The 24,019-nt window shown below is 44.2% G+C and carries 18 protein-coding genes; 9 read left to right on the top strand and 9 right to left on the bottom strand.

From position 1 onward, the window contains the following. Positions 1 to 110 precede the first annotated feature (110 nt). Positions 111 to 2,111, top strand: coding sequence for an ATP-dependent nuclease (locus GC101_RS34240; protein ID WP_171720941.1), 2,001 nt, complete (start codon positions 111 to 113; stop codon positions 2,109 to 2,111). Further along, on the top strand, positions 2,108 to 3,919 hold the full coding sequence (locus GC101_RS34245; protein ID WP_171720942.1) for an ATP-dependent helicase: 1,812 nt from the start codon (positions 2,108 to 2,110) through the stop codon (positions 3,917 to 3,919). Before GC101_RS34240 ends, GC101_RS34245 begins: the two co-directional genes overlap by 4 nt. A gap of 10 nt (positions 3,920 to 3,929) precedes the next feature. Here the strand turns inward: GC101_RS34245 and GC101_RS34250 are convergent, their stop codons facing one another. Beyond that, complete coding sequence (locus tag GC101_RS34250; RefSeq protein ID WP_171720943.1) at positions 3,930 to 4,565, bottom strand: hypothetical protein; 636 nt, start codon at positions 4,563 to 4,565, stop codon at positions 3,930 to 3,932. Positions 4,566 to 4,602: 37 nt separating this feature from the next. Here GC101_RS34250 and GC101_RS34255 point away from each other — a divergent pair, with 37 nt between their 5' ends. The 3 genes from GC101_RS34255 (at position 4,603) to GC101_RS34265 (ending at position 8,777) form a co-directional block, all read left to right on the top strand. Further along, positions 4,603 to 4,812 (top strand): hypothetical protein, encoded by a 210-nt coding sequence (locus GC101_RS34255; protein WP_171720944.1) that lies wholly within the window; start codon positions 4,603 to 4,605, stop codon positions 4,810 to 4,812. 142 nt (positions 4,813 to 4,954) lie between these two features. Then, positions 4,955 to 5,860 carry an HNH endonuclease gene (locus GC101_RS34260; protein ID WP_171720945.1) on the top strand — a complete coding sequence of 302 codons (906 nt, stop codon included), beginning with the start codon at positions 4,955 to 4,957 and terminating at the stop codon, positions 5,858 to 5,860. Between the two features lie 310 nt (positions 5,861 to 6,170). Further along, a complete protein-coding gene (locus tag GC101_RS34265) occupies positions 6,171 to 8,777 on the top strand; it encodes a sacsin N-terminal ATP-binding-like domain-containing protein (protein WP_171720946.1) in 2,607 nt (868 codons plus the stop codon). 220 nt (positions 8,778 to 8,997) lie between these two features. Here the strand turns inward: GC101_RS34265 and GC101_RS34270 are convergent, their stop codons facing one another. After that, on the bottom strand, positions 8,998 to 9,231 hold the full coding sequence (locus GC101_RS34270) for a hypothetical protein (protein WP_171720947.1): 234 nt from the start codon (positions 9,229 to 9,231) through the stop codon (positions 8,998 to 9,000). 199 nt (positions 9,232 to 9,430) lie between these two features. On the opposite strand from GC101_RS34270, the gene GC101_RS34275 reads away from it, so the two are divergent. Together GC101_RS34275 and GC101_RS34280 are read left to right on the top strand one after the other, a co-directional pair. Next, on the top strand, positions 9,431 to 10,222 hold the full coding sequence (locus tag GC101_RS34275; protein WP_171720948.1) for a DUF429 domain-containing protein: 792 nt from the start codon (positions 9,431 to 9,433) through the stop codon (positions 10,220 to 10,222). Between the two features lie 179 nt (positions 10,223 to 10,401). Beyond that, positions 10,402 to 12,192, top strand: coding sequence for a ComEC/Rec2 family competence protein (locus GC101_RS34280; protein ID WP_171720949.1), 1,791 nt, complete (start codon positions 10,402 to 10,404; stop codon positions 12,190 to 12,192). 27 nt (positions 12,193 to 12,219) lie between these two features. Here GC101_RS34280 and GC101_RS34285 read toward each other — a convergent pair whose 3' ends face one another. The 7 genes from GC101_RS34285 to GC101_RS34315 all read right to left on the bottom strand — a co-directional run bounded on the left by GC101_RS34285 (position 12,220) and on the right by GC101_RS34315 (position 22,075). Then, positions 12,220 to 12,999, bottom strand: coding sequence for an alpha/beta fold hydrolase (locus tag GC101_RS34285; protein ID WP_171720950.1), 780 nt, complete (start codon positions 12,997 to 12,999; stop codon positions 12,220 to 12,222). A 337-nt stretch (positions 13,000 to 13,336) separates the two neighbouring features. Further along, entirely contained in the window at positions 13,337 to 14,296 is a 960-nt protein-coding gene (gene nrdF, locus GC101_RS34290) for a class 1b ribonucleoside-diphosphate reductase subunit beta (protein WP_171720951.1), read from the bottom strand. A 37-nt stretch (positions 14,297 to 14,333) separates the two neighbouring features. Beyond that, complete coding sequence (gene nrdE / locus GC101_RS34295; RefSeq protein ID WP_171720952.1) at positions 14,334 to 16,418, bottom strand: class 1b ribonucleoside-diphosphate reductase subunit alpha; 2,085 nt, start codon at positions 16,416 to 16,418, stop codon at positions 14,334 to 14,336. Further along, positions 16,405 to 16,764, bottom strand: coding sequence for a class Ib ribonucleoside-diphosphate reductase assembly flavoprotein NrdI (gene nrdI / locus GC101_RS34300; RefSeq protein WP_042139483.1), 360 nt, complete (start codon positions 16,762 to 16,764; stop codon positions 16,405 to 16,407). Before nrdI ends, nrdE begins: the two co-directional genes overlap by 14 nt. A 753-nt stretch (positions 16,765 to 17,517) precedes the next feature. After that, complete coding sequence (locus GC101_RS34305) at positions 17,518 to 19,320, bottom strand: ABC transporter ATP-binding protein (RefSeq protein WP_171720953.1); 1,803 nt, start codon at positions 19,318 to 19,320, stop codon at positions 17,518 to 17,520. Then, positions 19,277 to 21,013: an ABC transporter ATP-binding protein gene (locus GC101_RS34310; RefSeq protein WP_171720954.1), complete on the bottom strand. Its 1,737-nt coding sequence runs from the start codon at positions 21,011 to 21,013 to the stop codon at positions 19,277 to 19,279. The genes GC101_RS34305 and GC101_RS34310 overlap by 44 nt, the downstream gene beginning before the upstream one ends. Before the next feature lie 72 nt (positions 21,014 to 21,085). Further along, positions 21,086 to 22,075: a LacI family DNA-binding transcriptional regulator gene (locus GC101_RS34315; protein WP_171720955.1), complete on the bottom strand. Its 990-nt coding sequence runs from the start codon at positions 22,073 to 22,075 to the stop codon at positions 21,086 to 21,088. 248 nt (positions 22,076 to 22,323) lie between these two features. Here GC101_RS34315 and GC101_RS34320 point away from each other — a divergent pair, with 248 nt between their 5' ends. Beyond that, positions 22,324 to 22,863, top strand: coding sequence for an RNA polymerase sigma factor (locus tag GC101_RS34320; protein ID WP_171720956.1), 540 nt, complete (start codon positions 22,324 to 22,326; stop codon positions 22,861 to 22,863). Further along, entirely contained in the window at positions 22,860 to 23,969 is a 1,110-nt protein-coding gene (locus GC101_RS34325; protein WP_171720957.1) for a hypothetical protein, read from the top strand. The genes GC101_RS34320 and GC101_RS34325 overlap by 4 nt, the downstream gene beginning before the upstream one ends. The last annotated feature ends 50 nt before the right edge of the window (positions 23,970 to 24,019 follow it).

Here is a 24,019-nt window from a genome sequence, read left to right on the forward strand (position 1 = left end):
TATAGGTTATTTTAATCGACAACATCGTTCGACATTGTTTGTGAAAATAATGTCGTATAGTTAAGATTAGAATATGGTAATTGAATGTACATTATGTGGAGGTCTAAAAAATGAACTCGCCGTTTATTTCGAAAGTTAGAATAAAAAATTTCAGGAATTTTATTGATGAAGAAGTTGTGTTAACTCACAAGCAAGTAATTATTGGCGAAAATAATGTAGGTAAGACAAATTTCATAAGAGCGCTTCAATTAATCTTGGATCCGCAATTGTCTGACGTTGACCGATCTCTACAAGAATCTGATTTCAATGAATCTCTTGATGATCCTATGGGAAATGGAGAAGAAATTGAAATTGCAATTGAAATTCAAGGTTATGAGCATAATAGAAATGTTTTAGCGGAGTTGAGAGATGCAACTGTTTCGGAGAGTCCCCATACTTTAAGATTGACCTATAAATATTATCCAGTTCCCAAACCAGATGGTACTAATACATATCAATTTATAATATTTCAGGGTTTGGATGAAAATCAATGGTTCTCAAGTCAACATAGAAAATACCTAAATATTAAAGTCATTAAAGCCTTACGAGATGTGGAAGCGGAAATGAAAAATTCAAAGCGTTCTCCGCTTCTTCAATTACTTCGTCAATATGAAATTGAGAAAGAAGAACTTGATAATATAGCCGAAAGCATAAAAGAAAATAGCGATCTACTGTTACAAATCGATGAAGTGAATGATTTAGAAAGAAGGATAAATAAGCGCTTTGATGATATTGTGAAAATAGATAAATCTACGGAGATAAAGCTTGCAACTATTGATGTTAATACACAACGCCTGTTAAATATTATTAAAACGATGGTGGGGCAGGAGCGTTTCAGACGTCCAATAAGCGAAAGCAGTTTGGGACTTAACAATATTCTTTATATTACTCTTATGTTGTTACTTATTGAAGATAAAACTATACCAAAAGTTATGAAACGAACCGTATATGAAGAGCTTTTAACAAAAGAAAGAAGCGAAATTATTAATCGATGCTATGAAATTAATGCAAATGGAAAGTATATACTTAGAGATGATCTTGCTGTTGACGTTTTAAGTAATTTGTATAACTTTTTAGATCTCCATAATCCTCCGCTAAGAGGCTTCACATTCTTGGCAATTGAAGAACCGGAAGCACATCTTCATCCGACACTTCAACGCATTTTATATCAGGATGTCATGCGTGGTTCAACATCGATTTTGCTAACAACGCATTCCACGCACATTACTTCAGTAGCACCTGTGGATTCAATTGTGCATTTATTGAGAACAACAACCGGGACAAAAATAAAGGCGACTGCAGAAGTACAAATATCTTTAAAAGAGAAAAGAGACATTGAAAGATACATTGATATCAAACGTGGAGAACTTTATTTCGGAAAAGGTATCATTTTAGTTGAAGGTATCGCTGAAGAATATCTAATTCCAAGTTTTGCTGAAAAAATGAACGCTTCATTGGATTCTAAAGGTGTTATCGTATGTAATATTAACTCAACTAACTTCAAACCATACATTAAATTTTTGGATGCACTTGGTATTCCCTATGTAATTGTCACAGATGGAGATTATTATATTAATACCACTAATGACAAGAATGAGGTTGTTAGACAGTACCATCTCGGAAAAGAATCTACCCATACAAGTTATGGTTATTTGGGTTATGAATTAGCTTTTGAAACATTAGTAGAGATAGGGAAGCTGGCAGAGCGAGGAATACCAGTGAGCCCTGAATTACAAAAAGAAAAACTTGAAGAATTTGGGATATATGCAGGCGAATATACACTCGAGATAGAGATTATGAGAGCCTGTTTAGGTAACGCTGAACTTAAGGAAGTAATTACTGACATATATAACGAACTTACATTAGGTAAAGAAACGCAAAAAAGAAACTTTGCAAACGAACTGGACAATAATGAATATTGGAAGTGTCTCGCTAAAATCGAAGGAAAGGGTGTCGGGAAGGGGAGATTTGCTCAACGACTTTCTGTAATGTGCAGCGAAGCACATGTTCCAGTATTCGTGGCAAACGCAATTACTGCAATTCTTTCCAAAGTTGAGGTTGATGAAAATTGAGTACCTATTATCAACGAAAATTGGATGAACTTTTTAGCGATGATAAGCAAGCAGAAGCGTATATGTCTGAAAAGAATACTGTCGTGATTGCCGGACCTGGCAGTGGCAAAACTACAGTATTAACATTGAAAATTATGAAAGCACTCCAAGCCATAAGTCAACCAAGAGGGCTCGCATGTATAACTTACAGTCGAGCTGCTGCTGCTGAATTGAAATCTAGATTAAAGAAATTGGGCTGCAGCCAGTCGAGACAGAACGTTTTTGTTGGAACCGTCCATTCTTTTTGTATTGCAGAGATAATAAAGCCATTTTCACATTTGTATCCTACGTACGAAATTCCGGAAACTTTAGACATTATATCTGAAGGTGAAAAAAAGGCTTTATTTGCAAAGATAAAAGAAGAGCTAGGGTATGGTAATGAATACCTAACTATTGAAGAAATGGATAAGGAACGAAGCCTGAACATTGAAGGTTTAAGTGAAATTCATATAGAAACTTATGAACTTGCTCTAAATGTTGCACAACATTACGAACGCACAATTAAAGAAATGGGCAAAATAGATTTTATGGATATAGTCAAATTCGCCACATTATTGATACAAAAGGAACGTTACGTAAGACTATGTTTAGAAGCTAGATTTCCATGGATATTCGTTGATGAATATCAAGATTTAGGAAAACCATTACATGAAATGATCTTATCTTTATTCAACAGAACTAGCATTAATTTTTTTGTGGTGGGAGATCCGGATCAATCAATTTATGGTTTCAATGGAGCGATGCCAGACTATCTTAAAGAATTAGGGAACAAACCAGAATTCAGCACAATAAAATTGTCTTCAAATTATAGGAGCACACAACAAATTGTTGATGCTACTGAACTAGTTTTGGGAAACCAAGAGAAGAGAGAAGCAAGGGCTATAATCGATAAAGATACAGAATTCCACTTTATTCAGTGCGAATCGGAATTATTGGAACAATATGAAAAAGTTGCGCATTCGATTATACCAGAGTGTGTAGAGCATGGAATACCGTATAATGACATCGCAGTACTTGTAGCAAACAATACAAGTGCTAAGGAATTGGCGGAAATATTTAAAAACAATGATATACCCTATTACCTGAATAAATTGGAATATGATAGAAGTGAAGTGGTTATATGGTTAGAACAATGTGCAACGTGGGTTTTAAATCATGGAAGTCAATCGTTTAGTGCATTGTTTGATTTCTGGCTTCGTTTACTTAAAGAAAATGAAGCATCTTTGGACTCCAGATCCATAGCCTTGGAAAAAATAAAGTTCATGATGATTTTGCAGGACAGTATAGATTATGCTAGTAAATTGTCGGAATGGCTAAAGTACGTCTTCAGTTATCTTCCGTTATTTGAGTTACTTGAAAATTCCAGAGCTCATCAAAATGAAAACGAAAATTTAGAGAAAATTCTGGAGATCGCATCTTCGGGGAATTTTGAAAACTTCGATATTAGTCGGTTCGCCCAGTTAGGTAAACCTGATGATCAAATTACCATCTCGACTAGACATAGTTCAAAGGGTTTGGAGTTCGAAGTGGTGATTTTATTAGGAATGGAAGAGAATAATTTTCCTAATTATTTTTCAATTAATGACGCCAATAAATTGAGAGAAGATTACCGCCTTTTTTTCGTGTGCATCAGTAGAGCGAAAAGGGTATGTTACTTGCTCAGGAGTCAGAGGTACACGAAAAAAACTAAATGGGGCTTGAGAACCTTTGATCATGTTCCTTCTCGGTTTTGGGTCTTATTACATTCGGTATATGGTAATAAGCATTAGGAGCATTTTTTTAATTTGAAACAATAATCTTTAAACTATCTATTGTAGCTGTAATTATATCTTCATGTATGATTTTAGCAATGCATTCGTCAGCATCAAACCAAGATCCTAGAATAGGGTTTCCATAGTTCCAGACTTGGTATCTATTGAGGCTAAGAAATACACTACTAAAAATATGTATTTGCTTGTTATATTCTAAAGAAATCTTTTGTATTTCTTTTTTAAATTTATTTACGTTCTCTGCACCTAATTCATTAAAAATTGAGGCGTCCATTTCTAATGTGATCTCATGGGCTTCGATTTGCTCCTTCCAAAGAAAGGGACCCATTATTAACTGTTTTCGAATATAATCTTCAAACTGTCGAAACAACATTTCATTAACCAATTTATAATAATGGTATTGCGGATCTAAGTAGCAACTAGTGATTTCCTTTATAAACGTATATTCTTGATTTGAATTTACTGCTGAAAATTGATAGGAGGTGGGTGGTAAATTTAGATCTTCCACTAAATTGATTGGTTCACTTATCCCCAGATCTTTTTCTATAGCTTTGCTGAATCTAGTGTTTTCTTTTCTGAAAGTATCTATACATCCTGATAATCTTTTATATATTATGGGACCGCATGCCAAATTTAATTTATACAAAATACCACAACTCCTTATATATTTTTGGAGGTACAAAATGAGCGAAGATGACAAAATAACACCTATTAGAAAAATAAAAACAATTGAAACTGTTAAGCCTATTTTCCCGATTGACGAATATAATGCTCAGGTTAAAAGACCGAAAACAGCAACAGAAATAAAACAAGAAGAAGACCATAAACAAAAAGTAATAGACGAACAAAATAAAAAAGACGGTAAAGGTAATCGTTATAATGAACGTTATTGATCTATAAAAATATTAAGAGAATAAATTAAAAATCCTTTGAATATAATATTTTATAGGTATCAGGACGGTGAAAACCGTCCTTTCTATTTAAGGATTAATGTAATCTATGATGTGTAAATACTAACAGGAGGCAAGAACAAAAATGGAAACTGAATCATATCGCCAAATAATGGAACCCTATTCATATCCTTTGAATTCCACGGGAAATAAAACTTTTCTGGGAAATGCTCACGATAAAAAGTGTATATTTTGTGGGAAAACAGAACAAGAGGTCACATTCAAGAAAGAGGCTCATGTAATTCCAGCTGCCTTAGGTAATCGAACTTTATTTAATTTAGATGAATGTGATAGATGTAACGAGGACTACTTTAGCATACATGAAAATGAATTAGTAAATTTTTTAATGATGGACCGTATATTTATTAGAGCTCGAAAAAGAAGCGGCTCTCCTAAATATAAACCTTCAAAAGGAGAGTCCTTTATTGAAGGAAAAACCGGCTCCAATCACGTTCATCTAAGTATGTTAGAGGGGGAAGATTCTTTTGAAATTGAGGATTTTGAAAATGAAAACAAAATGGTTCTTACAATAAACGATGTTCCACCTTATTGTCCCGCGGATGTCTGCAAATGTTTAACGCATATGGGATGGTCATTGCTTTCAGAAGAAAAGCGAAAAAAAATAGCTTATGTACCTGAATGGCTCCTCGGGAAGATTGAATTCTTTCCATTATATTTAGATATTGCTTTTGTACCGGGGAATGGTTATTCAAATGTGATTTTGGAATTATGGGAATCTGTCGATGAGCAAGCAAACTATCCAATAGCTATCAGATTTACGTTTGGGTTAAAAATATTAACATTTTACTTACCTGGTAACCCTGAAGCCGATGCTCCTTTAGTCAGAAATGAAAGTTATTTTCAAATTCCTGAAGGGATCGACATAAACGTAGACGGGATGAAAATTCTAAATAATGAAAGATTAAAGCCAGGTAAACAAAATTACACTTGGCGCTATCGAACAAAAGGGGATAATGAAAAGGTTACTTAACTATAGGAAATAAAACAGAGGGAACAACTGATTGTTCCCTCTGTTTTATTATTTTTACATGTTTGTCTTGTTCTAAGTCCACACCTGTGTACGTACACCTCTGCTATTACCCCTAATAATGTGTTTGAGTCTTACCCGAGATAGCTGTATGGTATTAACGACTTAAGCAATAAATACTAGATATGGACCATTTGTCATAGATAATTAATATAATTACGCTTATGGTTAATTGATAGAATGAAATAAATGGTATTTATCATTTATTGAAGGAATGAAGTGCTTTCAAATTTAGTGACAAAGGGGCATCTTTGTGGGTCAATTTACTCTAAGTGAAATAAAAAAAATTAATGAGTTAGTGGATTCTAGAAATAAGCTCTACCAAAACACTCAAGAAATTAAATCGATGTATGAAGCATCACGAATGATGTATAGTGATGACTCTGCATTTGTATCAGAATTACTGCAAAATGCTGATGATTGTGCTGCAAGTAAGGTTGAAATTTGGTTAAATAATAGTAGTTTTATGCTCAACCATAATGGAAAATGTTTTGAGTTAGATGATATAGAGCAGATAACAAAAGCGAGCCAAGAAAAAAATAGAAAAGCTAATGACGATAGTCGGATTGGAAAGTTTGGCATTGGATTTAAGTCGGTATTTAATATTACGGATAAACCTCAAATAACTTCGGGAAAGTATCAATTCGAAATTCAAGATTATATAATCCCTAACTTTATTGTTCCCAATATTGATGGCGATACTAGCGATCTTACATATGGTGAGAATTTAGATACAAGTATTAACCTTCCGTACTCTGATTTCACTGTTTTTGATAAAGTAAAGGATAAATTAGAGTACATTTCTGGACGATATTTGCTTTTTCTGAATCATATTATTAATTTGAAAGTTAATTTTGAAGATCAAGAAATAAACCTGTGCAAAGAAGAAATTACTACTACCTTCTTTGATATGGATCAATTTAATGAAGAATTTAAGCATCTAGTAGATGCAGGTATTGTTACTGTTTTCGAAATTGCAAATCAAGTTTATTTAGTTATTGACGGAAGAATAATTGGAGATCAAAAAGAAACGGATAATTATTATAAAAATATTAAAATTGCTTTTGAAGTGTCCAAAAATCTAGATGGAACAATTAACTTCCGATATGCTCGTAACTCGAATTTTAACGTATTCTTTCCAACTAATACGCCAACAGGTCTTGGCTATTTAATCCAAGGAAATTACACAGTTGGAATGAGTAGAAAAGAACTTAACAATGCTAGTCAAGACTTTTTAGGCGATAAAAATAATAGTGAAATTATTAATATCACTTCACAGATATTAACTCGTACCATTGATTTATTTGCTTTAAATAAAATTATTAACAAAAGCTTTTTGAAAGTGGTTTTGAATTGGAATGGTGCGCCTGATTCATTAAAGATTAAATTGGAAGACACTTTTATTGATTATTTCTCAAATCACAATAAAATTTTGCTTTCTGAAAATTGTAGCGAAATTGAAAAAGTTATATTCGTTGATGAAGAAGAGCTGAAGACCATTTTTAAAGCTAAGGATCTTTATGAGGATTGTTATTGGGTTGAAGATCATTATATTGAATTTTTTTCATTTTTCTCCAAAATAAAAGGTCTTAAATTATTAAATCTTGAAAAGGTTATTGAACGAATAAATACAGATAAAGATATTATTGAGAAAACTAATATTGAGAATCTTTATAGATATTTATTAAATTTTAAAAGAAAAAATAAAATAGAAAATCTTGAATTCATAAAGACGAATGGCGGGAATTATGTCACAATTAAGCAGAAGATATTTTTGGAAAATCAAATTACAAATTTTGAGGAAATAAAAGATGAAATAAATAAAAAGACCAGCCTAACTTTTTATCCGATTTTCATAGATAAAGAATTGGGAGGGAAAGTTGGGTCAATTCTTAAGTTAGAAAAACTGAGCTATTCTTCTGTACTAAGATATATAGAACAAGAATTTTTTGTTACAGGAAATTCTGAAATAAAAAATATTGCTCAATATTTTGGTGGGTTTAATTTAATTTTAAAATTAATGAAAATCTCGCAGGAAAAAATAGAACTTAAAAATGTCCCGATTATTGTTAAAAATGACAAAGGGGGCTACTTCAAGGAAAATCAAAAAACTGTATATTTTATTGAAGACGAAGATATCAAATCGTTATATATGAATGCTGGTGTGTTGAAGCTTAATGATTTTGTAGATAATGATCTTTATAAAAAGCATGTGCCAATTGAACTAAATGATGAATTGAAAACATTTTTCATTGAATCGAAAGTTAGAAAAAGAATGTTCGATGTTAAAAAAATAGAAGTACCTAGTTACCAATTTTACAGTAAAGAAAATATGCAAATTTACTATAATATTCCGAAGCCTAAACAATATACTAATATTTTTACTGTTTATAATCCAATGATTAAAGAAACACAAAAAATCCTTGAGTACTTGAGTCAATATGGTGGGATGGAAGCAACGCGCACATTTATGAAGTTAGTTTTTAAATTTTTTGATGAAGTTAAACACTTAAAGGGATACATTGAGTATTTTTATAATAAGACTGATATTTCATATTTATCGGAACTTGATTTTATAACAATGCTTAAGGATTATTCATGGATAGTTATTGATAATAAACGCCTTAAACCAAAACAAATCACATTGAAGATTTTAGAAAAAAATGATTACCTGCCATTTGGATATAGTGAGCAATTATTGTTTTCGATTTGCGATTTGATTGGAATTGATAAAGGTGAGTATAGTAAAGATATACAAGATATTTTATCTTTATTGAAAAATAGAAGTTCCGACGAGCTAGCTATAATAAATTCGGAAATTTTAAAAATAATTATTAATAATCAGAATGGACAAGTATAATATTTTATCTGGTGCTCTTTTGCACTTGAGCATGCTGTAGTTTTAGTAACAATAGATATTGTAGTACTCAAAATATCTTTCACTAAGTCTATTAATTGTATGGCTCGTGAGTATGTTGATAAGTTTATAAACGATTTAAATAGCCGAACAAAATAGACGTATAAACAAATAATTACCTAAATAAGAGCCCTATGCGACAACGTATCACATAGGGCTCTTATTAGATTTTTTTGTTATGCTTTCCCGTAATTGCCCCACTAAGTACCTGTGTTTCGCGTGATAGTTTATTTTGAAACTCACGTTGCTGTTTAGTTACCTTCATAAAACCATTATTTATTGCTTCCAAATCCCTGTTACGTCGATTTAGCGACTCGACATTTTGACGGAGTAGAATATTTTCTTTCTCAAGTAGACTGATGTCATCGTCATCAAAATTAATAATCTGTTCGCCCATAATTATTAAGGACCTCCTTCTTAGTTGCAAATTTATGAGGTTATTATATCCACATATTTGCACAGATATTCTTTATTAACGTTTTCTTTAAGTGGACGATGGGGTAAGGATTTTTGCGGTTGAAATCTAAGAATGAAAGTCATTAATTAGAGGGGACTCATCATTTGAAATTTAATATGACCTTTTAAGGGGTGTTTATTTGACCAAAGTAGTTGGAATTGATGTCGCTGGATCAGAGAATACTTGGATGTGTTCGCTACATTTGACTCCTTCGCATCCTTCACCCATGGCTATTGTCCCCCAACTGATTTCTTTACGAGAGATAGTGGAATATTGCTTAAATCCCAAAAATAAAGTCAAGATCATTGTCATCGACGCTCCATTGTCCTATGCATTGAATGAAGAAAAGGGTTACCGTAATTGTGAAACTAGTCTTCGGAAAAACCTTCGTAAAGCTGGATTTAATAGCAATTTTATATTGTCAAGTAATTCGCTTATGGGTGTGACTAGTCGAGGAAGGCAACTTGCCGAGGAATTACGTGAGCGAGGATTCAGCGGTGAAATTATTGAAACGATACCTCGATACTGTTTAGCTCAAATTGCTTCGTTCGTTGGGAAGAAAGCAGTAACAGATGCTGTGAACCGGTATAAGAAAAAATCAGTTAATGTAATACAACATCGAGAAATTCTTTGGAAATTTTGGCGTTTGAGTCATTTTTGGAAATCAAGCATTCTTAAGCCATCATTAACTCATAAAAAAAGTGATGGAGTAATTGATGCTTTTGTTTGTGCCACTATAGGCTATCTGATAGCTAATAATCCTAAAGCTGTTCATTTGGAGCGCCATGTAAATAATATTGAACCAATTCGAGGATTTGTGGAAGGAGTACATGTCCTTAATTATCCCTTCACTCCATCTGCAATAAACAAGTTTAGAACACAACGTGGCGTACGAAAAGAGATAAAAACATTAACCTCATTGTATTACTGATAAAGCCGTTATCATTCTCATGGGAATGATAACGGCTTTATCAGTAATTATGGCAACAAATGCGGCTATTTATCATGAATTTTGGAAACTGTCGGCGTTTATCAAAGTGATTGGTAATTTGTACGCTACTTATCATAAGGAGTGGGAATGTCTTATCACGTTCTATGGAAACGGTGTTGATGTGGCGCGGTTTTTCCGAGGTCAAATTATCATTAATTCTGGTGACCTACACCGGTGCCGGACCGTCAGTGGTTCGCGCCGGGATAATGAGCATGATTGCTCTGCTTGCCGCAAGGCTCGGTATCCTTAAGGATGGAATGAACATTCTGGCCGCTGCCGCGCTGATGATGCTGGTCTGGAACCCGTATCTGCTGCTCAGCGTCAGCTTTCAGCTGTCCTTTCTGGTGACAGCAGGTCTCATGGTGTATACGCCGCTGGCCGCGCCATTATTCAGACATTTACCTCCCTGGCTGGCGGGTGCGCTTTCGGTTACTTTTATCGCACAGCTGGTCTCTTTCCCGCTGACTATTTATTACTTTAACCAATTTTCGCTGCTGTCCTTTGCCGCCAATCTGCTGCTTGTGCCTTTCATCACGTTCCTGGTGCTGCCGCTTGGTACGCTGGCGCTGATAATTGGACGGTTCTGGAATACTGCAGCCCTCTTAACTGTGCAGCTTGCAGAGCTGCTGAATAATGCTACGTTTGCGGCGGTAGAGTGGGTAAACGGGTTTACGGCAGGTGTGCTGATCTGGGCTTCACCTTCATTACTGTGGATTTGCCTATACTACGGGCTACTTTACGGCTTGTTGTATGCGTTGAAGAGACGGACAGAGATTACGCTTGCTCCACAGTATATGGAGGATGAGACCCGGCCGCTGACCGAGCTGGAGCTACCGGGAAACAGCCGTGGTAAGGCCGGAAATACCAGCAGTAACAAGGCGGTCCCAGCGGCAGCTTGGAACAGCAGAAGAGCCGCGCTGGCCTTCCAGGCCTTTCCGCAGCCAGACGCTACGCGCTGGGGCAGCCTTGCCGCTGTGCTGTGCGCTGCCGGTCTGACGCTTCTGCTGTACAGAGGCTACAATGCGGAGGACCTGAACGGTGCGGGAGCGATCAGCTACCTGGATGTGGGGCAGGGAGACAGCATCCTGATTACCACGCCGGGCGGAGCCCATATTCTGGTGGACGGCGGCGGAACGGTAAGTTTCGGGAAGAAGGAAGCCTGGCGAATCCGCCGCAGCCCGTTCGAGGTCGGGGCAAAGACGCTGCTGCCGCTGCTGAAGCAGCGGGGCATCCACCGGCTGGATGCGGTGATCCTGACGCATGGCGATCAGGACCATGCCGGAGGGCTGCAGGCGGTGCTGGAGGGTATGCCAGTGTCGGCGCTGATGTTCAACGGCATGCTGGCGGATACGGAGCCGTACACCAAGCTGATGACTACAGCGCTTGCCGCAGGAGTCCGGCTGTATCCGGTACAGCAGGGCATGGTCCTGGCTCCGGGTGAGGCGGCGCAGCTGCATTTTCTCTGGCCGGAGCCGCCTGCGGACGGGCAGACTCTGCTAAAAGAGGTAGAGGATCAGAACCACGAATCGGTAGTGTTTCGGATGGAGATGAACGGCCGCAGCTTTCTTTTCACAGGCGATATGGACCAGGCAGCGGAGGAAGCGATATTGCAATCCGCACAGCAGGCCGGAATACAGGCAGGTAAACCCATCGACATCCTCAAGGTCGCCCACCACGGCAGCAAAACCGCAACCAGCGCAGACTGGCTGACCTTCTGGCATCCGGCCGCGGCGGTAATCTCTGCGGGTGTGAACAACTTGTACGGGCATCCGAATGGAGATGTACTAGCGCGGCTGGAGGACGCAAATACAGAGGTATACCGGACCGACCAGCATGGCGAGGTTCAGCTCAGGGTGGGTAAGAAAGCGATAATAATGAGACATAAGCTTAATATGAAGGATACGGAATAAACTATTTACGATGAACAAAAAAATACATCAAACCCTTTTGCATTCCTTGGGTACGTCACCTTTATGCACCCACATGTCGACCATTTGATTAAAGAAGTCTGGCCTCGCCAGAGAGACCCCATGTCCAATGCCAGGGATGATCACGCCATTACAATTGGAGCTGGCAGCAACAAGATCCTTAGCGGATTGCTTCATCACAGCTTTTTCTTTCTCACCTACTGTAAACAGTATCTTGCCTGTGGCCTCACTGAAACCGGTTGGAATAGTGAACGTCATATTCTCTTCCAGCACTGCGATCAGGGCGTCAGGCTGCATCCGGCAGCTTTCTGCATAATATCGTTCAAAGTATTCATTGCCCAGATATAGTGTCTTAGCTTGAAGCCTGGAGAACCATCTCTGTTTAATTAAAGGGAAGGTTAGTCTGACTGCCGGTCCAATCCACCTTTTAGCGTACGACATGGGTCTGACCAGAGCACTGTTTATTATGGCAAAATCAATGAGCGCAGGTCTCAGGCTTACCATCTGGACAGCAACCTGTGCACCTAAAGAGAATCCGACCAGGACGACTTTCTTTCCGCCTGCCTTTTCTCCGATTATTTGGATTAATTGTTCTGCACTGCTTTGAATTGAAAATATAACGTCATCATTACTTAACCCGTGTCCAGGCAAGTCTGGAACCATGCAATGATAATGGGCGAAATATTCCACTTGTCTATCCCACATCCAGCCGCTCACTCCGCCACCGTGCAAGAATACCATCAGATAAGATGCGCTTTGATCTCCATACTCCTGATAATGCATAACCAAGCAAGCTCACTCCTCATTGGAAAAAATCCACTCCTACTGGTACGTTCCTGCATGGAGTTAGTCTCAAAAAAAGCACCCGTCAGCTTGTCTCTCAGCTGGCGGGTGCCTTATTAATTAAAACTATATAAGCTGAATAAAAGAATATAACCAAAAGCGGGAAGGACCGGAAGGGAATTTTGGAACTGTAGGAGCGTTAGCGTTCGCCTTTGTATACGGATTTCCACCGCGAACAGCGGGTTCAATCAAGAAATCTGTATACGGGCAGCGGCCGGAAGTCCAAATATTCTCGGTAGTGACGGCTGAGCTTTAAGTTAGGTTCTTAGATTCAGCTTCTATTTCAGAAGCTGAAATCCTCATCCCGCAAAGGCTCCACGTTCATCGCACGGACGTAGCCGTTGCCTTTTTTGGAGAAAAAGTCATGCTGCTTGGTGTGGGTGCTGATCCCGTTCTGGACGATCGGGTTGATCTCTTCCTCTTCGAACAGCGGGTCCAGCCCCAGGTTCATCATCGCCTTGTTGGCGTTGTAGCGCAGGAAGGACTTCACTTCATCTACAAGCCCGATCTGGGCGTAGATTTGCTCGGTGTATTGCTCCTCGTTGGCATGCAGCAGACGCAGCAGTCCGACCAGAGTCTGGTAGACATCGCGCTGATCGTCTTCGGACAGCTCTTCGAAGATCTCCTGGGCGAGTACGCCGACGTAGACGCCGTGGATGCTCTCATCCCGCAGGATCAGGTCGATGATCTCGCCGCTGCAGGTCATTTTGCCCTGGCCGGCCAGATAGAGCGGGTAGAAGAAGCCGCTGTAGAACAAGTAGCTTTCCAGCAGAACAGAGGCAGCCATTGCCAGATAGAGGTCTTTGGGCGACTCGATCTTCTTGTAATATTCCGAGATGGTCTCTGCCTTGAATTGCAGGAACGTATTGTCCTCCACCCAGCGGAAGATGCCGTCGATCTCCTCGGTCGAAGCCAGTGTTGTGAAAATACTGCTGTAAGACTTGGCATGGATCTGCTCCATCATCCCCATGAAGCCGAGGACCGCCTTGCGCTGCAAGCCGTCCACATGCTCCATAATCTGCGGCATGCCGACGCCGCCCTGGATGGTATCGAGCAGGGTCAGTCCGCCCAGCACCTTCATATAAGAGTCCTTTTCGATCTCGCTCAGCGTGAGCCAGGACATTTTGTCATCGGATAATGGAATTTCGTCGTCGGTCCAGAACTGCATAATATTCTGATTCCAGAACATCAGCGAGTAGTCGTCGTCGGGACGGTTCCAGTTCACGGCTTTGATTGCGCTCATAATGATCTATTCTCCCTTTCTGTACCTGTGCCCGCTCTTAGATGGAGCAGGACAGGCATTCCTCGACAGACAGTTTATTGGTCCGGGTGTAGTACAGGGATTTCAGCCCTTTGTGTGCCGCATACAGGTAAGAGCGGGCCAGCTCACGGGTCGTTACATCACTGTTCACATGCAGGACCGTCGAGATACCCTGGTCGATATGAGGCTGAATTTCCGCAATCAGGTCAATCACCTTGAACTGGTCCATCTGGTATGCAGATTTATAGAAGAATACATTGTCCGGACGCAGGTAAGGCATCGGATAGTAGGTGGTCGAGTTGGCATACGTGCGGGTCTCGATCTGTTCTACAATCGGCATTACGCTGGACGTGGCATTCTGGATGTAAGAGATGCTCGCAGTCGGCGCAATCGCCAGACGGTAGGCATGGTACAGGCCGTTCTTCATGACGTCATCACGCAGCTGCTTCCAGTCCTCAGTTGTAGGAATATAGATGCCCTGGAACAGCTCCTGCGCTCTTGCAGTAACCGGACGGTAGTCCGTGGTCAGGTAGCGGTCGAAATACACGCCGGACGCATAATCCGATGCTGCGAAGCCATGGAAGGTCTCACCAGTCTCAGCTGCGATCTGCATACTCTTTTCAATCGAATGGAAGTTCATCGTCATGAAGAAGGTCCGGGCGAAATCGCGGGCCTGCTCACTCTCATAAGCAATCTTGTTCTTGGCAAAGTAACCGTGCAGATTCATCACACCCAGGCCGACGGAGTGCATCTCTTTGTTCGCTTTAGCCACACCCGGAGCATTGGAGACGGTAGTCATATCGCTGACTGCAGTCAGTGCGAGCATGCCTTCATGAACGGATTCACGAATCTTGCCATGCTCCATCACATTCACAATGTTGAGGGAAGCCAGGTTGCAGCTGATATCACGGCGGATCGCGTCCTGCTCTCCGTAGTTGTTAATCTCGGAAGTCTCCTGCAATTGGAAAATCTCGGTGCACAGGTTCGACATCTTGATCTGACCCACATTACGCAGGGCGTGAGCGGCATTGGCATTGCTCTTGTTCATAATATACGGATAGCCCGATTCGAGCTGGATCATGGCAATTTTGGTCAGCATGTCGCGTGCGCTCATGGCAACCTTCTTCTTCACGCGCGAATCAGCAAGCAGGGTATCGTACATCACGTCCAGATCCATATCATCCAGATGCGTTCCATACGCCTGATACACAGTATAAGGAGCGAATACATGCAGCGGCTGATTATCCTGTGCGAGCTTGTAGAAGCGGTTAGGCACGATCAGGCCGATAGACAACGTCTTCAGGCGTGTCCGTTCGTCGGCGTTGATTTTTTTGCTGTCCAGGAATTCGAGTACATCCCAGCCGAAAATATTATAATAAGCCGCGCCCGAACCCTTGCGCTGACCCATCTGGTCCGCGTAGGAGAAGCCGTCTTCCATGAGCTTCAGGACAGGCATGATGCCTTTGGCCGCATCCTCGACGCCCTTGATGGTCTCGCCGCGCGAACGCAGCTTGGACAGATTAACCGCCACACCGCCGCCGATCTTGGACAGCTGCATGCAGGTGTTCAGCACATAGTTGATCGAGTTGAGCGAGTCATCCATCTCCAGCAGGAAGCAGGAGACCATCTCACCGCGGCGGCTTTTGCCGGCATTGAGGAAGGTCGGGGTAGCCGGCTGCAGGCGCTGCTCCATCATCGAGCGGGCCAGCGTGCGGGCTGTCTCCACGTTGCCGCGTCCCAGATGCAGGGCCACCACAGCTACGCGGTCCGGGTAATGCTCAAGATATTGCTTACGGTCATTGCTTTTGACGGCATAGTCTGTGTAGAACTTGGAAGCCGCCATATAGGAAGGGAACTGGAAGTTATATTCGTGGGCAATCCGGTAGACGTCCTCCATCTCAGCTGCGGAATAACGGTCATACAGGTCCTCGTAGTAATCATTGGCAATCATATAATCGATCTTCGCTTTGGTAGTTGTGAAAGTCAGGCTGCGCCGCTCCACATCCCGCATGAACTCGGCTACTGCTTCCTGGTCCTTATCCAATTGGAAAAAGCCGCTTTCGTCTCTCTTCATCAACATGTTGTTCAGTTCAATATGCCGCAACCCGGTCCACCTCCTGTTTTATGCGCTGTACATCACCAAATGTTCCCGACAACTCAAACTTGCCGACCACCGGTACGTTGTAACGCTGTGCAATTAAATCTGCGCTGTGTGCGTATAGCTCACCCCAGTTTTTGTTGCCGCTCGCGGCGATGCCTTTGAGCCTGGAATGGTTCTTCTCTAAGAAAGAAGCTACCTTCTCTGGAATCTGTCCAAATCCGGTGGTGTATGTAACAAGCACGTAAGGCTCGTCGATCGTCATATGCTCTTCGATTTGAACAGCGGGAAGCTTCAGCTTATTAATGAACCTTCTAACGTTGCCGGTCTTGGAATCGTAAGCAATCAACATGGTTCCTAACCTCCTATAACATGTAGCTATTTCTACTTGACAAATGATGACGGGCAATTTCACTAGATTTATTGGCTTTTCTATTATATACACTATATTTAGTAACGTTTAATCATTTTACTACCATATATTGAAAAGTCAATAGACCAACTGGTCCTTCTAACCCCCTGATTTGCCTATGAAAAAGGGAGAAAACCACGCCCCGCCTGCATTCTATTCTCTTATAATTTATTAGTATTTTTTTTAAGCTTTTTTGTGGGCCGGTGTCGGGTGAGAATTGAGTCCTGTAGAATGGGAAGTTGCCCTTTGCAGCCGCTGACGCTCAGCCAACTGGTACCCGGACAAATGTGCAGACCAAACCCCCAAGCGATAAGCCGCCTGGGGGTTGTTGTTTTTTTGCAGGACAGAGGCTGGCGAGGATAAGCTGCAGCATGTTAGGTGCTGGACCAGGTGAGCGTACGCAGGGGAGCGCACCGTCAGCAGAGTGAAGCGGACTCAAAAGCTCTTATTTCCCTGAAAAACCCTTTTCCGGGACTTAAGCGGACTGAGAATCAGCTATCTTGCTCATTTGAGCCTGAAACAGGCTGTCGCAGGCCAATTAGCGGAATCTGAGTCCGCTTAGCCGGCAAATCTGCCCCATTTGGGCGAATAGCGGATTTTCAGTCCGCCTGACTGGCTTAGGTTCCCCGATGGGCTATGGGGCTAAGATAAGCCCCGCCAAGCACTATATTATTCCCCGTGTGAGCAGCGCCGTCACGAACTCATAATATGACTCCGGCTCTCCTCCAGCAGCTCGGCATAATATCCTCCCCGCTGCCGCAGCTCACGGGGATGTCCGGATTCGGCGATCCGGCCTTCCTTCATCGCAATGATAAGGTCCGCACCGGCAATCGTAGACAGCCGGTGGGCGATGATCAGCGTTGTTCTGCCGCTGGCGACGTTATCGATCGCCTTCTGGATCAGCTTTTCTGTATGTGTGTCGATGTTAGCGGTGGCTTCATCGAGCACGAAGATTGCCGGATCATGGGCGATGGCCCGGGCGAAGGAGATCAGCTGCCGCTGGCCGGCAGACAGGGTGCCGCCCCGCTCAGTGACCGGGCCCTCCATCCCGCCAGGGGAGCCCAGCACGAACTCTTCCGCGCAGGAGGCCTGCAGCGCTTCCAGCACGTTCTCCTCGGCAATATCATCGCCAAGGGTGATGTTGTCGCGGATCGTGCCGGAGAACAGGAAGACATCCTGAAGCACGACGGAAATATTCCGCCGCAGATCATCCAGCCGGATATCGTTCACATTGACACCGTCAATCAGAATCTCGCCTTTCTGCACGCGGTAGAAGCCGTTGATCAGACTGATAATTGTAGTTTTGCCTGCACCGGTCTCGCCGATGAAGGCGGCGGTCTGCCCTTTAGCAATCACGAAGCTTACATCCTTCAGCACCCAGTCGGCGTCGTTATAGGCGAACCAGACATGGCGGAACTCAATGGTTCCGTGCAGGCGGTCCATCGATAAGCCGCGATCCGGCTGCTCCAGGCGGTCCTCCTCACGGATCAGCTCATAGATACGCTCTGTGGATACGAGGGCAGACTGTATGGAGGTGTACTTGTCGGCCAGGTCGGAGATGGGGCCAAAGAACTGCTTGATGTACGTCGTGAACGCAAACAGCACGCCGATCTGCAGGTTGCCGCCGGAGATCCGGCTGATGCTGTACCAGACCAGGATGGCTACGGCCAGACTCTGGAACATATCCGAGGCGGGCTTCAGCACACTGTTGAGCCGGACCTGAATCAGGGTGGTTTTGAAATATTCCCCGTTCAGCTTCAGGAATTGATCCTCTTTTTCCTTTTCTGCGCGGAAGCTTTGAATAACCCGCATCCCGGAGATACTCTCAGCAATGAACCCGTTGATCTGTCCAATAAAGTGCTTCATATGGAAGAAGTTCTTTTTGATCCGGTTCTTAATGAAGAGAACCAGGAAGGCCATCACCGGAATCACGGTAAAAGAAACCAGTGTTAAGGACGGGCTGAGCAGCAGCATGGCGTAGATGATCCCCAGCAGCAGCAGGACATCCTTGACCAGCGAGATAACCACATCGGTGTATAGCTCGCTGATCTCAGCGGTGTCGTTGGTGGCCCGGGTAATCAGCCGTCCGGAGGAGGTCCGGTCCAGATAGGGAAGCGGTAGCCGTTCAATGATGGAGAACACTCTCACCCGCAGCTCATGGATCAGGCTCTGTCCCGCTTTGCCGGCAATCAGCGCCTGAAGATACGAGAAGATCCCGCCAGCCGCGGCTACGGTCACATACAGCAGGGCTAAGCCCCCAATCGAATTCAGTCCGCTCTGAGCAGCGCCTCCGATCAGGAAGTGGTCGATCACGCGCTGCAGAATCAGCGGCTGGATCAGAAAAGCGCCATTTACAATCACCACGCACAGACAGGCAAGCAGAAGCTGGAACTTGTAAGGGGCAGATAACCGCAGCAGGAGCCTTACTGCACCAGCTTCGGATTTGTCCCGTCTAGCAGACCTCTCCTTCTTCAAGCTGTTCGGTATAGATGTCATAATACATGCCTCCTTTCTTCAGCAGCTGCTCGTGGGTGCCCCGTTCGGCAATGCGCCCTTTTTCCAGTACGATGATCTCGTCGGCTTCCATGATGCCCGATACCCGGTGCGAGATCAGGATATTGCTCTTCCCCTTGCGGGTCTGCCGCAGGCTGTTCAGAATTTGCCCTTCCGTTACGGCATCCACCGCTGACAGCGCATCGTCCAGAATCAGGATCGCCGGTTTCCGGATCAGTGCCCGCGCGATTGCGAGCCGCTGCTTCTGTCCGCCGGACAGGTTCACACCGCGTTCACCCAGCAGAGTGTCATAGCCGTCCGGGAACGCCTCGATACTTCCGGCAATTTGGCTGAGCGCTGCGGCATGCTGCACATCCTCGTCCGTATAGCCGTCTTTGAACAGGACAATATTGTCCTTCACGGAGGCGGCGAATACGAAGGTATCCTGCGGCACAACCCCAAGCCCCTCCCGCAGCGGGTCCAGGGCATAATCGTTGATATCCCGCCCGTCGAGCAGAATGTGCCCAGGCTTCACGTTGAAGAAGCGGAAGAGAAGGGAGGCCAGGGTGCTTTTGCCGGAGCCGGTCCTGCCGATGATTCCCAGCGTGTGTCCTTTTGGCAGAACGAGCGAGATCTCATGCAGTGCCGGAACATCGGAACCTTCGTAATAGAAAGTCAGCTGGCGCAGCTCCATAGCTCCTTCCGGCTGAATAGGGACAGCGTTGGGGAGATCCGTGATTTCAGGCTGAACCCGCAGAATATCATTTAATCTTCCGAGTGAAGCCAACCCGCGCTGGAATATCGTCACGATCCGTCCGATCGACACAATGGGACTTACAATCAGACTGAGGTAGCCGTTAAAAGCGACAAAGTCACCAATACTGATCTCCCCCCGCAGCACCATCCGGCCGCCAAACATCAGATTCATGACGAAACAGACGGCGAAGCCGAATTCAATCATCGCAGGAAGGGCGGCGGACACTTTGATCAGATCCAGGTTGGCTTGCTTCATACGGCTGCTCAACTCACTGAATTTCTCCATTTCAGAGCGTTCCTGCACATATGCCTTAATGACGCGGATGCCCGAAATGTTCTCCTGAACCCTGTCCGAGACCGCGCCGAACTGATTCTGTACGATTCTGAACCGGGTCTGAACCTTGCGGCCGCTGAAGAGCATCAGGAGGATGATGAAGGGGAGCGGGGACAATGTGAGTAGAGTGAGGCTGGGGCTGACTGACGCGAACATGAAATAGACCGAGGAGATACAGATAACAATTCCGTTAAAAGACATCGCCGTAGCCGGACCGAAGGTCATGCGCACCGCTGAAATGTCGTTGATGGCATAAGCGATCAGGTCGCCGGTCTTGCGGCTGCTGAAGAATCCGGGAGAGAGCTTCAGGAAGTGCCGGTACAGCTCCTCGCGGATGTAGCATTCCAGGTTCCGCCCGTTCGCGATAATAATGTTTCTCCAGAGGAAGGTACAGAGGAAGACGATAGCGGCAATCAGCACCATCCAGAAGACCTGGGTCAGCACCTGCCCCGGCTCAAAACCGTTATTCTTCATCAGATCGACCGCACTGCCAAGCACCTTGGGGAACAGCGTTTGAATGAAGGAGGCGGCGAACATGAAGGCGAAGCCTATAATGTAGCTTAGCTTGCGGGACTTGAAGAACCGCAGTAATACAGATGAATTCATCGGTTTCCCACCTTTACAATACCCTTGTTATAGATAGTGCGCATGTTAAATAAAGAGCCCGGGTTTACAAAATCACAGCTCCCGCACAGAGTCCCGCTCCACCAGTGTACTGAGAATGGCGATGTTCTCGGCAGGCTTGCCGGGCTCAGCGATCCGTTTCAGCAGTGTGGCAACAACTGTGCGGCATGAATATTCGATATTCAGATCCATCGTGGTCAAAGCGGGCAGCGAGAAGGCCGAGACCTCGGTATTGCCGCTGCTGAGCACCGACACCTCTCCGGGCACCTTGATACCATGCTCCTGCAGCTCGCGAAGCAGTTCAACCGCAGTGAAATCATGATCACAGATGAATGCGCTGGGCAGCAGGCCGTCCGCAATAAGGCCGGACAGTCTCAGGGGAAGAGTCTCATCCCGCCCCAGAAAAAGCTTCTCATCCACAGGCACCCCGTGCTCTTCCAAAGCAGAGGTGATGCCGGTTTTCTTTTCCTTGTTGCGGTAAGCACTGGGATCTCCAATGAAACCAATCCGGCGGTGCCCGCGGTCCAGCAGATATTTGCACTGCTTATAGCCCGCGCCCAGAAAACTGAACCATACACTGTCGTAATCATAGGCCGGCGAATAACCGGTATAGAAAATCAGATTCGGAATCTGCTCATGGATAAACGAGGCGTATTCCAGGTTAAACCGGCCGATCAGGATAACCCCGTCGAACTTGAACCCCCGGCTCAGGCGGTAAGGCAGAATCAGCTTATTCTGATTCTCCTTATCCAGAAACTCGATGCTGTAATCGGTCTCCGCCTTCTGCAAAGCGAGCTCAATCCCTTGTACCATGTAGCTGAAATTGCTGTTATCATGCGAATAGGGCTTCTGGTGCAGCACCAGAATTCGGGCAGGCGTATGCTTTTTGGGCTTAATATAGCCCATTTCCGCTGCTTTCCGTACAATGGCTGCCTTCAGCTCGTCGCTGATTCCGGGTTGATTGCTGAGCGCCCGGCTGATTGATACAGGTGAGAGGCCCATGGCCTGGGCGATATGTGTGATCGTTACTTTTTTAGTCTTCAAAAGAATCCCCCGCTTTATCGTGCTGCCGCAGTATATCGCTTCCGGCACTGTTATTATAATCATCCATTCCATAGGAATCTACGATAAAAAACGTAAAAAACAACGTAAAAAATAAATTTTTTTAACGTAAATTTAAGGACAATCGTGTGCATCTCTTATTCGCAAATAATTTTTTACATGAATATGGGGTTTACTGGGAACCATTTCGGATTTGCTGAGTCTTATTGGGCGAGAGGGGAGAGTGAAGCATGCAAAGTAGAGAGATGCCTTATAGCGTGACCGTCGCTCCTTCCATAACCCTGCGGGAAATGATGGAGACTTACGGTTCGGATGTGTGGAACTATGCTTTTTTCTTAACCCGCAGCCGGGAGCAGGCAAGTGATATCAGCCAGGAGGTATTCCTTAAGGCATATAAGAGTGTCGGCAAGTACCGGGGCCAGGCCACTTTGAAAACCTGGCTGCTGACCATCACGCGCAACACCGCGTTCAGCTGGAGGCGGAACAGCTTCTGGCGCAGATTCGCTCCGCTTGGCGACCGGGAGGATACCGGAGAAGCGGCCTTGTCCGCAGAGAAGGAAGCCATCGGCAATCAATATGCGAACCGCATCTGGGAGATCATTATGGAGCTGCCGGATAAGTACAGAGAGGTGCTGGTGCTGGATATTCAGCAGGACTTATCGGTGGCCGAGATGTCCGCTCTGCTCGGCATCGCGCAGGGGACCGTCAAATCCCGGCTCGGCCGGGCCAGAAATAAAGTGAGAACGGCGATAAAGGAGGAAGACCTGTGAAGAGAGAGGACGGAAACGAACAAATACAAGTGATGAGCGGCACGCAGGATTGGTATGACAAAGCAGGACGCAACCCACTGGCCGAGCCGGGCTTTACACCGCAGCTGATGGCCCGGATTGAACAGGCTGCCGAGGAGCGTTCTTCGGGAAAACGCAGTCTGCGGTTCGGGCGTATAGCAGGCTTGGGTGGACTGGCAGCGGTGCTGCTGTTCGGCGTGCTGCTCTGGCCGTTCGGACAATGGGGGAACAGCAATCCGCTGGGGCAGCTGGCGGCGATCTTCAACCAAAGTTCTGGTGCAGCGGCAGTTCAGCCTTCGGCATCACCTGCAGCTACTTCTTCCGCATCGCCGCAATCTTACAATCCGCCGATTGGCTCTGCTGAATTTGAGATAGGCGGGATGAAGTACTACATGCCCCTTCCGTTAAACAGAAACAAAGGACTTGCGCGTGCCGTAGAAACGAATGCCGGGATTGTATGGTCGCCTCCACCCCCGATGGTGAATTACAGTAAGCCTAAATACACACATCCTACTGAGCCGTACACCTTGTATCTGTCTCCAAAAGGGCAGCCGGAGCTATCGGAGGCTACGTCTAAGCGGATCTATTCCTTTCCGCTGTATGCGGGAGGTTCGCAGGCCTATTATGAATTGGGCATAATCTTTGCCGGCGGCGATCATGTGGTTATGACCAGCAGCACATATACGTTAGGCAAGGGCGGAATCAGAACCCCGGTAAAACTCTCAGCCGTTAACGTAACTGCGGCCGCAGCCGGTGAGACCGTTACGCCGGTTGATCTGTTTACTTTGAAGAATGAACACTTCGAATACAGATCTTATCTTGCGATCGATAACGTGAATGATGATATGTTGCTCGTCTATTATAGCGATAATAGTCATAACGGTTACGACGTCCATGGCCGGCTATACGACATGGCAACAGGAGGAATTCAGGACGTGGACAGCAAGATCGGCATGGACATTCAGGGGCAGCAGCAGACGGCTACTTATGAAGTGAACGGGACAAAACGTAAAGCGGAAGTAGTGTTCCTCCTCGGCCGGAAGTGGTATTCCGATTCCGAATGGCTGAGTATGTTGAAAGGACAGTGAGTTACACAGCCAAAAAAGGAAATTGAGCATCAGGGTTTAATAATGATAAA

This window comes from Paenibacillus phytohabitans (assembly GCF_013141775.1).
In the GTDB taxonomy this organism is placed as follows: domain Bacteria; phylum Bacillota; class Bacilli; order Paenibacillales; family Paenibacillaceae; genus Paenibacillus_AQ; species Paenibacillus_AQ phytohabitans.

Excerpts from the sequence above, each read along its gene's own strand:
- GC101_RS34240 (WP_171720941.1), top strand. The coding sequence starts at position 111 with ATGAACTCGCCGTTTATTTCGAAAGTTAGAATAAAAAATTTCAGGAAT.
- GC101_RS34320 (WP_171720956.1), top strand. The coding sequence starts at position 22,324 with ATGCAAAGTAGAGAGATGCCTTATAGCGTGACCGTCGCTCCTTCCATA.
- nrdF (WP_171720951.1), bottom strand. The coding sequence starts at position 14,296 with ATGAGCGCAATCAAAGCCGTGAACTGGAACCGTCCCGACGACGACTAC.
- GC101_RS34310 (WP_171720954.1), bottom strand. The coding sequence starts at position 21,013 with ATGAATTCATCTGTATTACTGCGGTTCTTCAAGTCCCGCAAGCTAAGC.
- GC101_RS34260 (WP_171720945.1), top strand. The coding sequence starts at position 4,955 with ATGGAAACTGAATCATATCGCCAAATAATGGAACCCTATTCATATCCT.
- GC101_RS34270 (WP_171720947.1), bottom strand. The coding sequence starts at position 9,231 with ATGGGCGAACAGATTATTAATTTTGATGACGATGACATCAGTCTACTT.
- GC101_RS34280 (WP_171720949.1), top strand. The coding sequence starts at position 10,402 with ATGTGGCGCGGTTTTTCCGAGGTCAAATTATCATTAATTCTGGTGACC.
- GC101_RS34255 (WP_171720944.1), top strand. The coding sequence starts at position 4,603 with ATGAGCGAAGATGACAAAATAACACCTATTAGAAAAATAAAAACAATT.
- nrdI (WP_042139483.1), bottom strand. The coding sequence starts at position 16,764 with ATGTTGATTGCTTACGATTCCAAGACCGGCAACGTTAGAAGGTTCATT.
- GC101_RS34305 (WP_171720953.1), bottom strand. The coding sequence starts at position 19,320 with ATGACATCTATACCGAACAGCTTGAAGAAGGAGAGGTCTGCTAGACGG.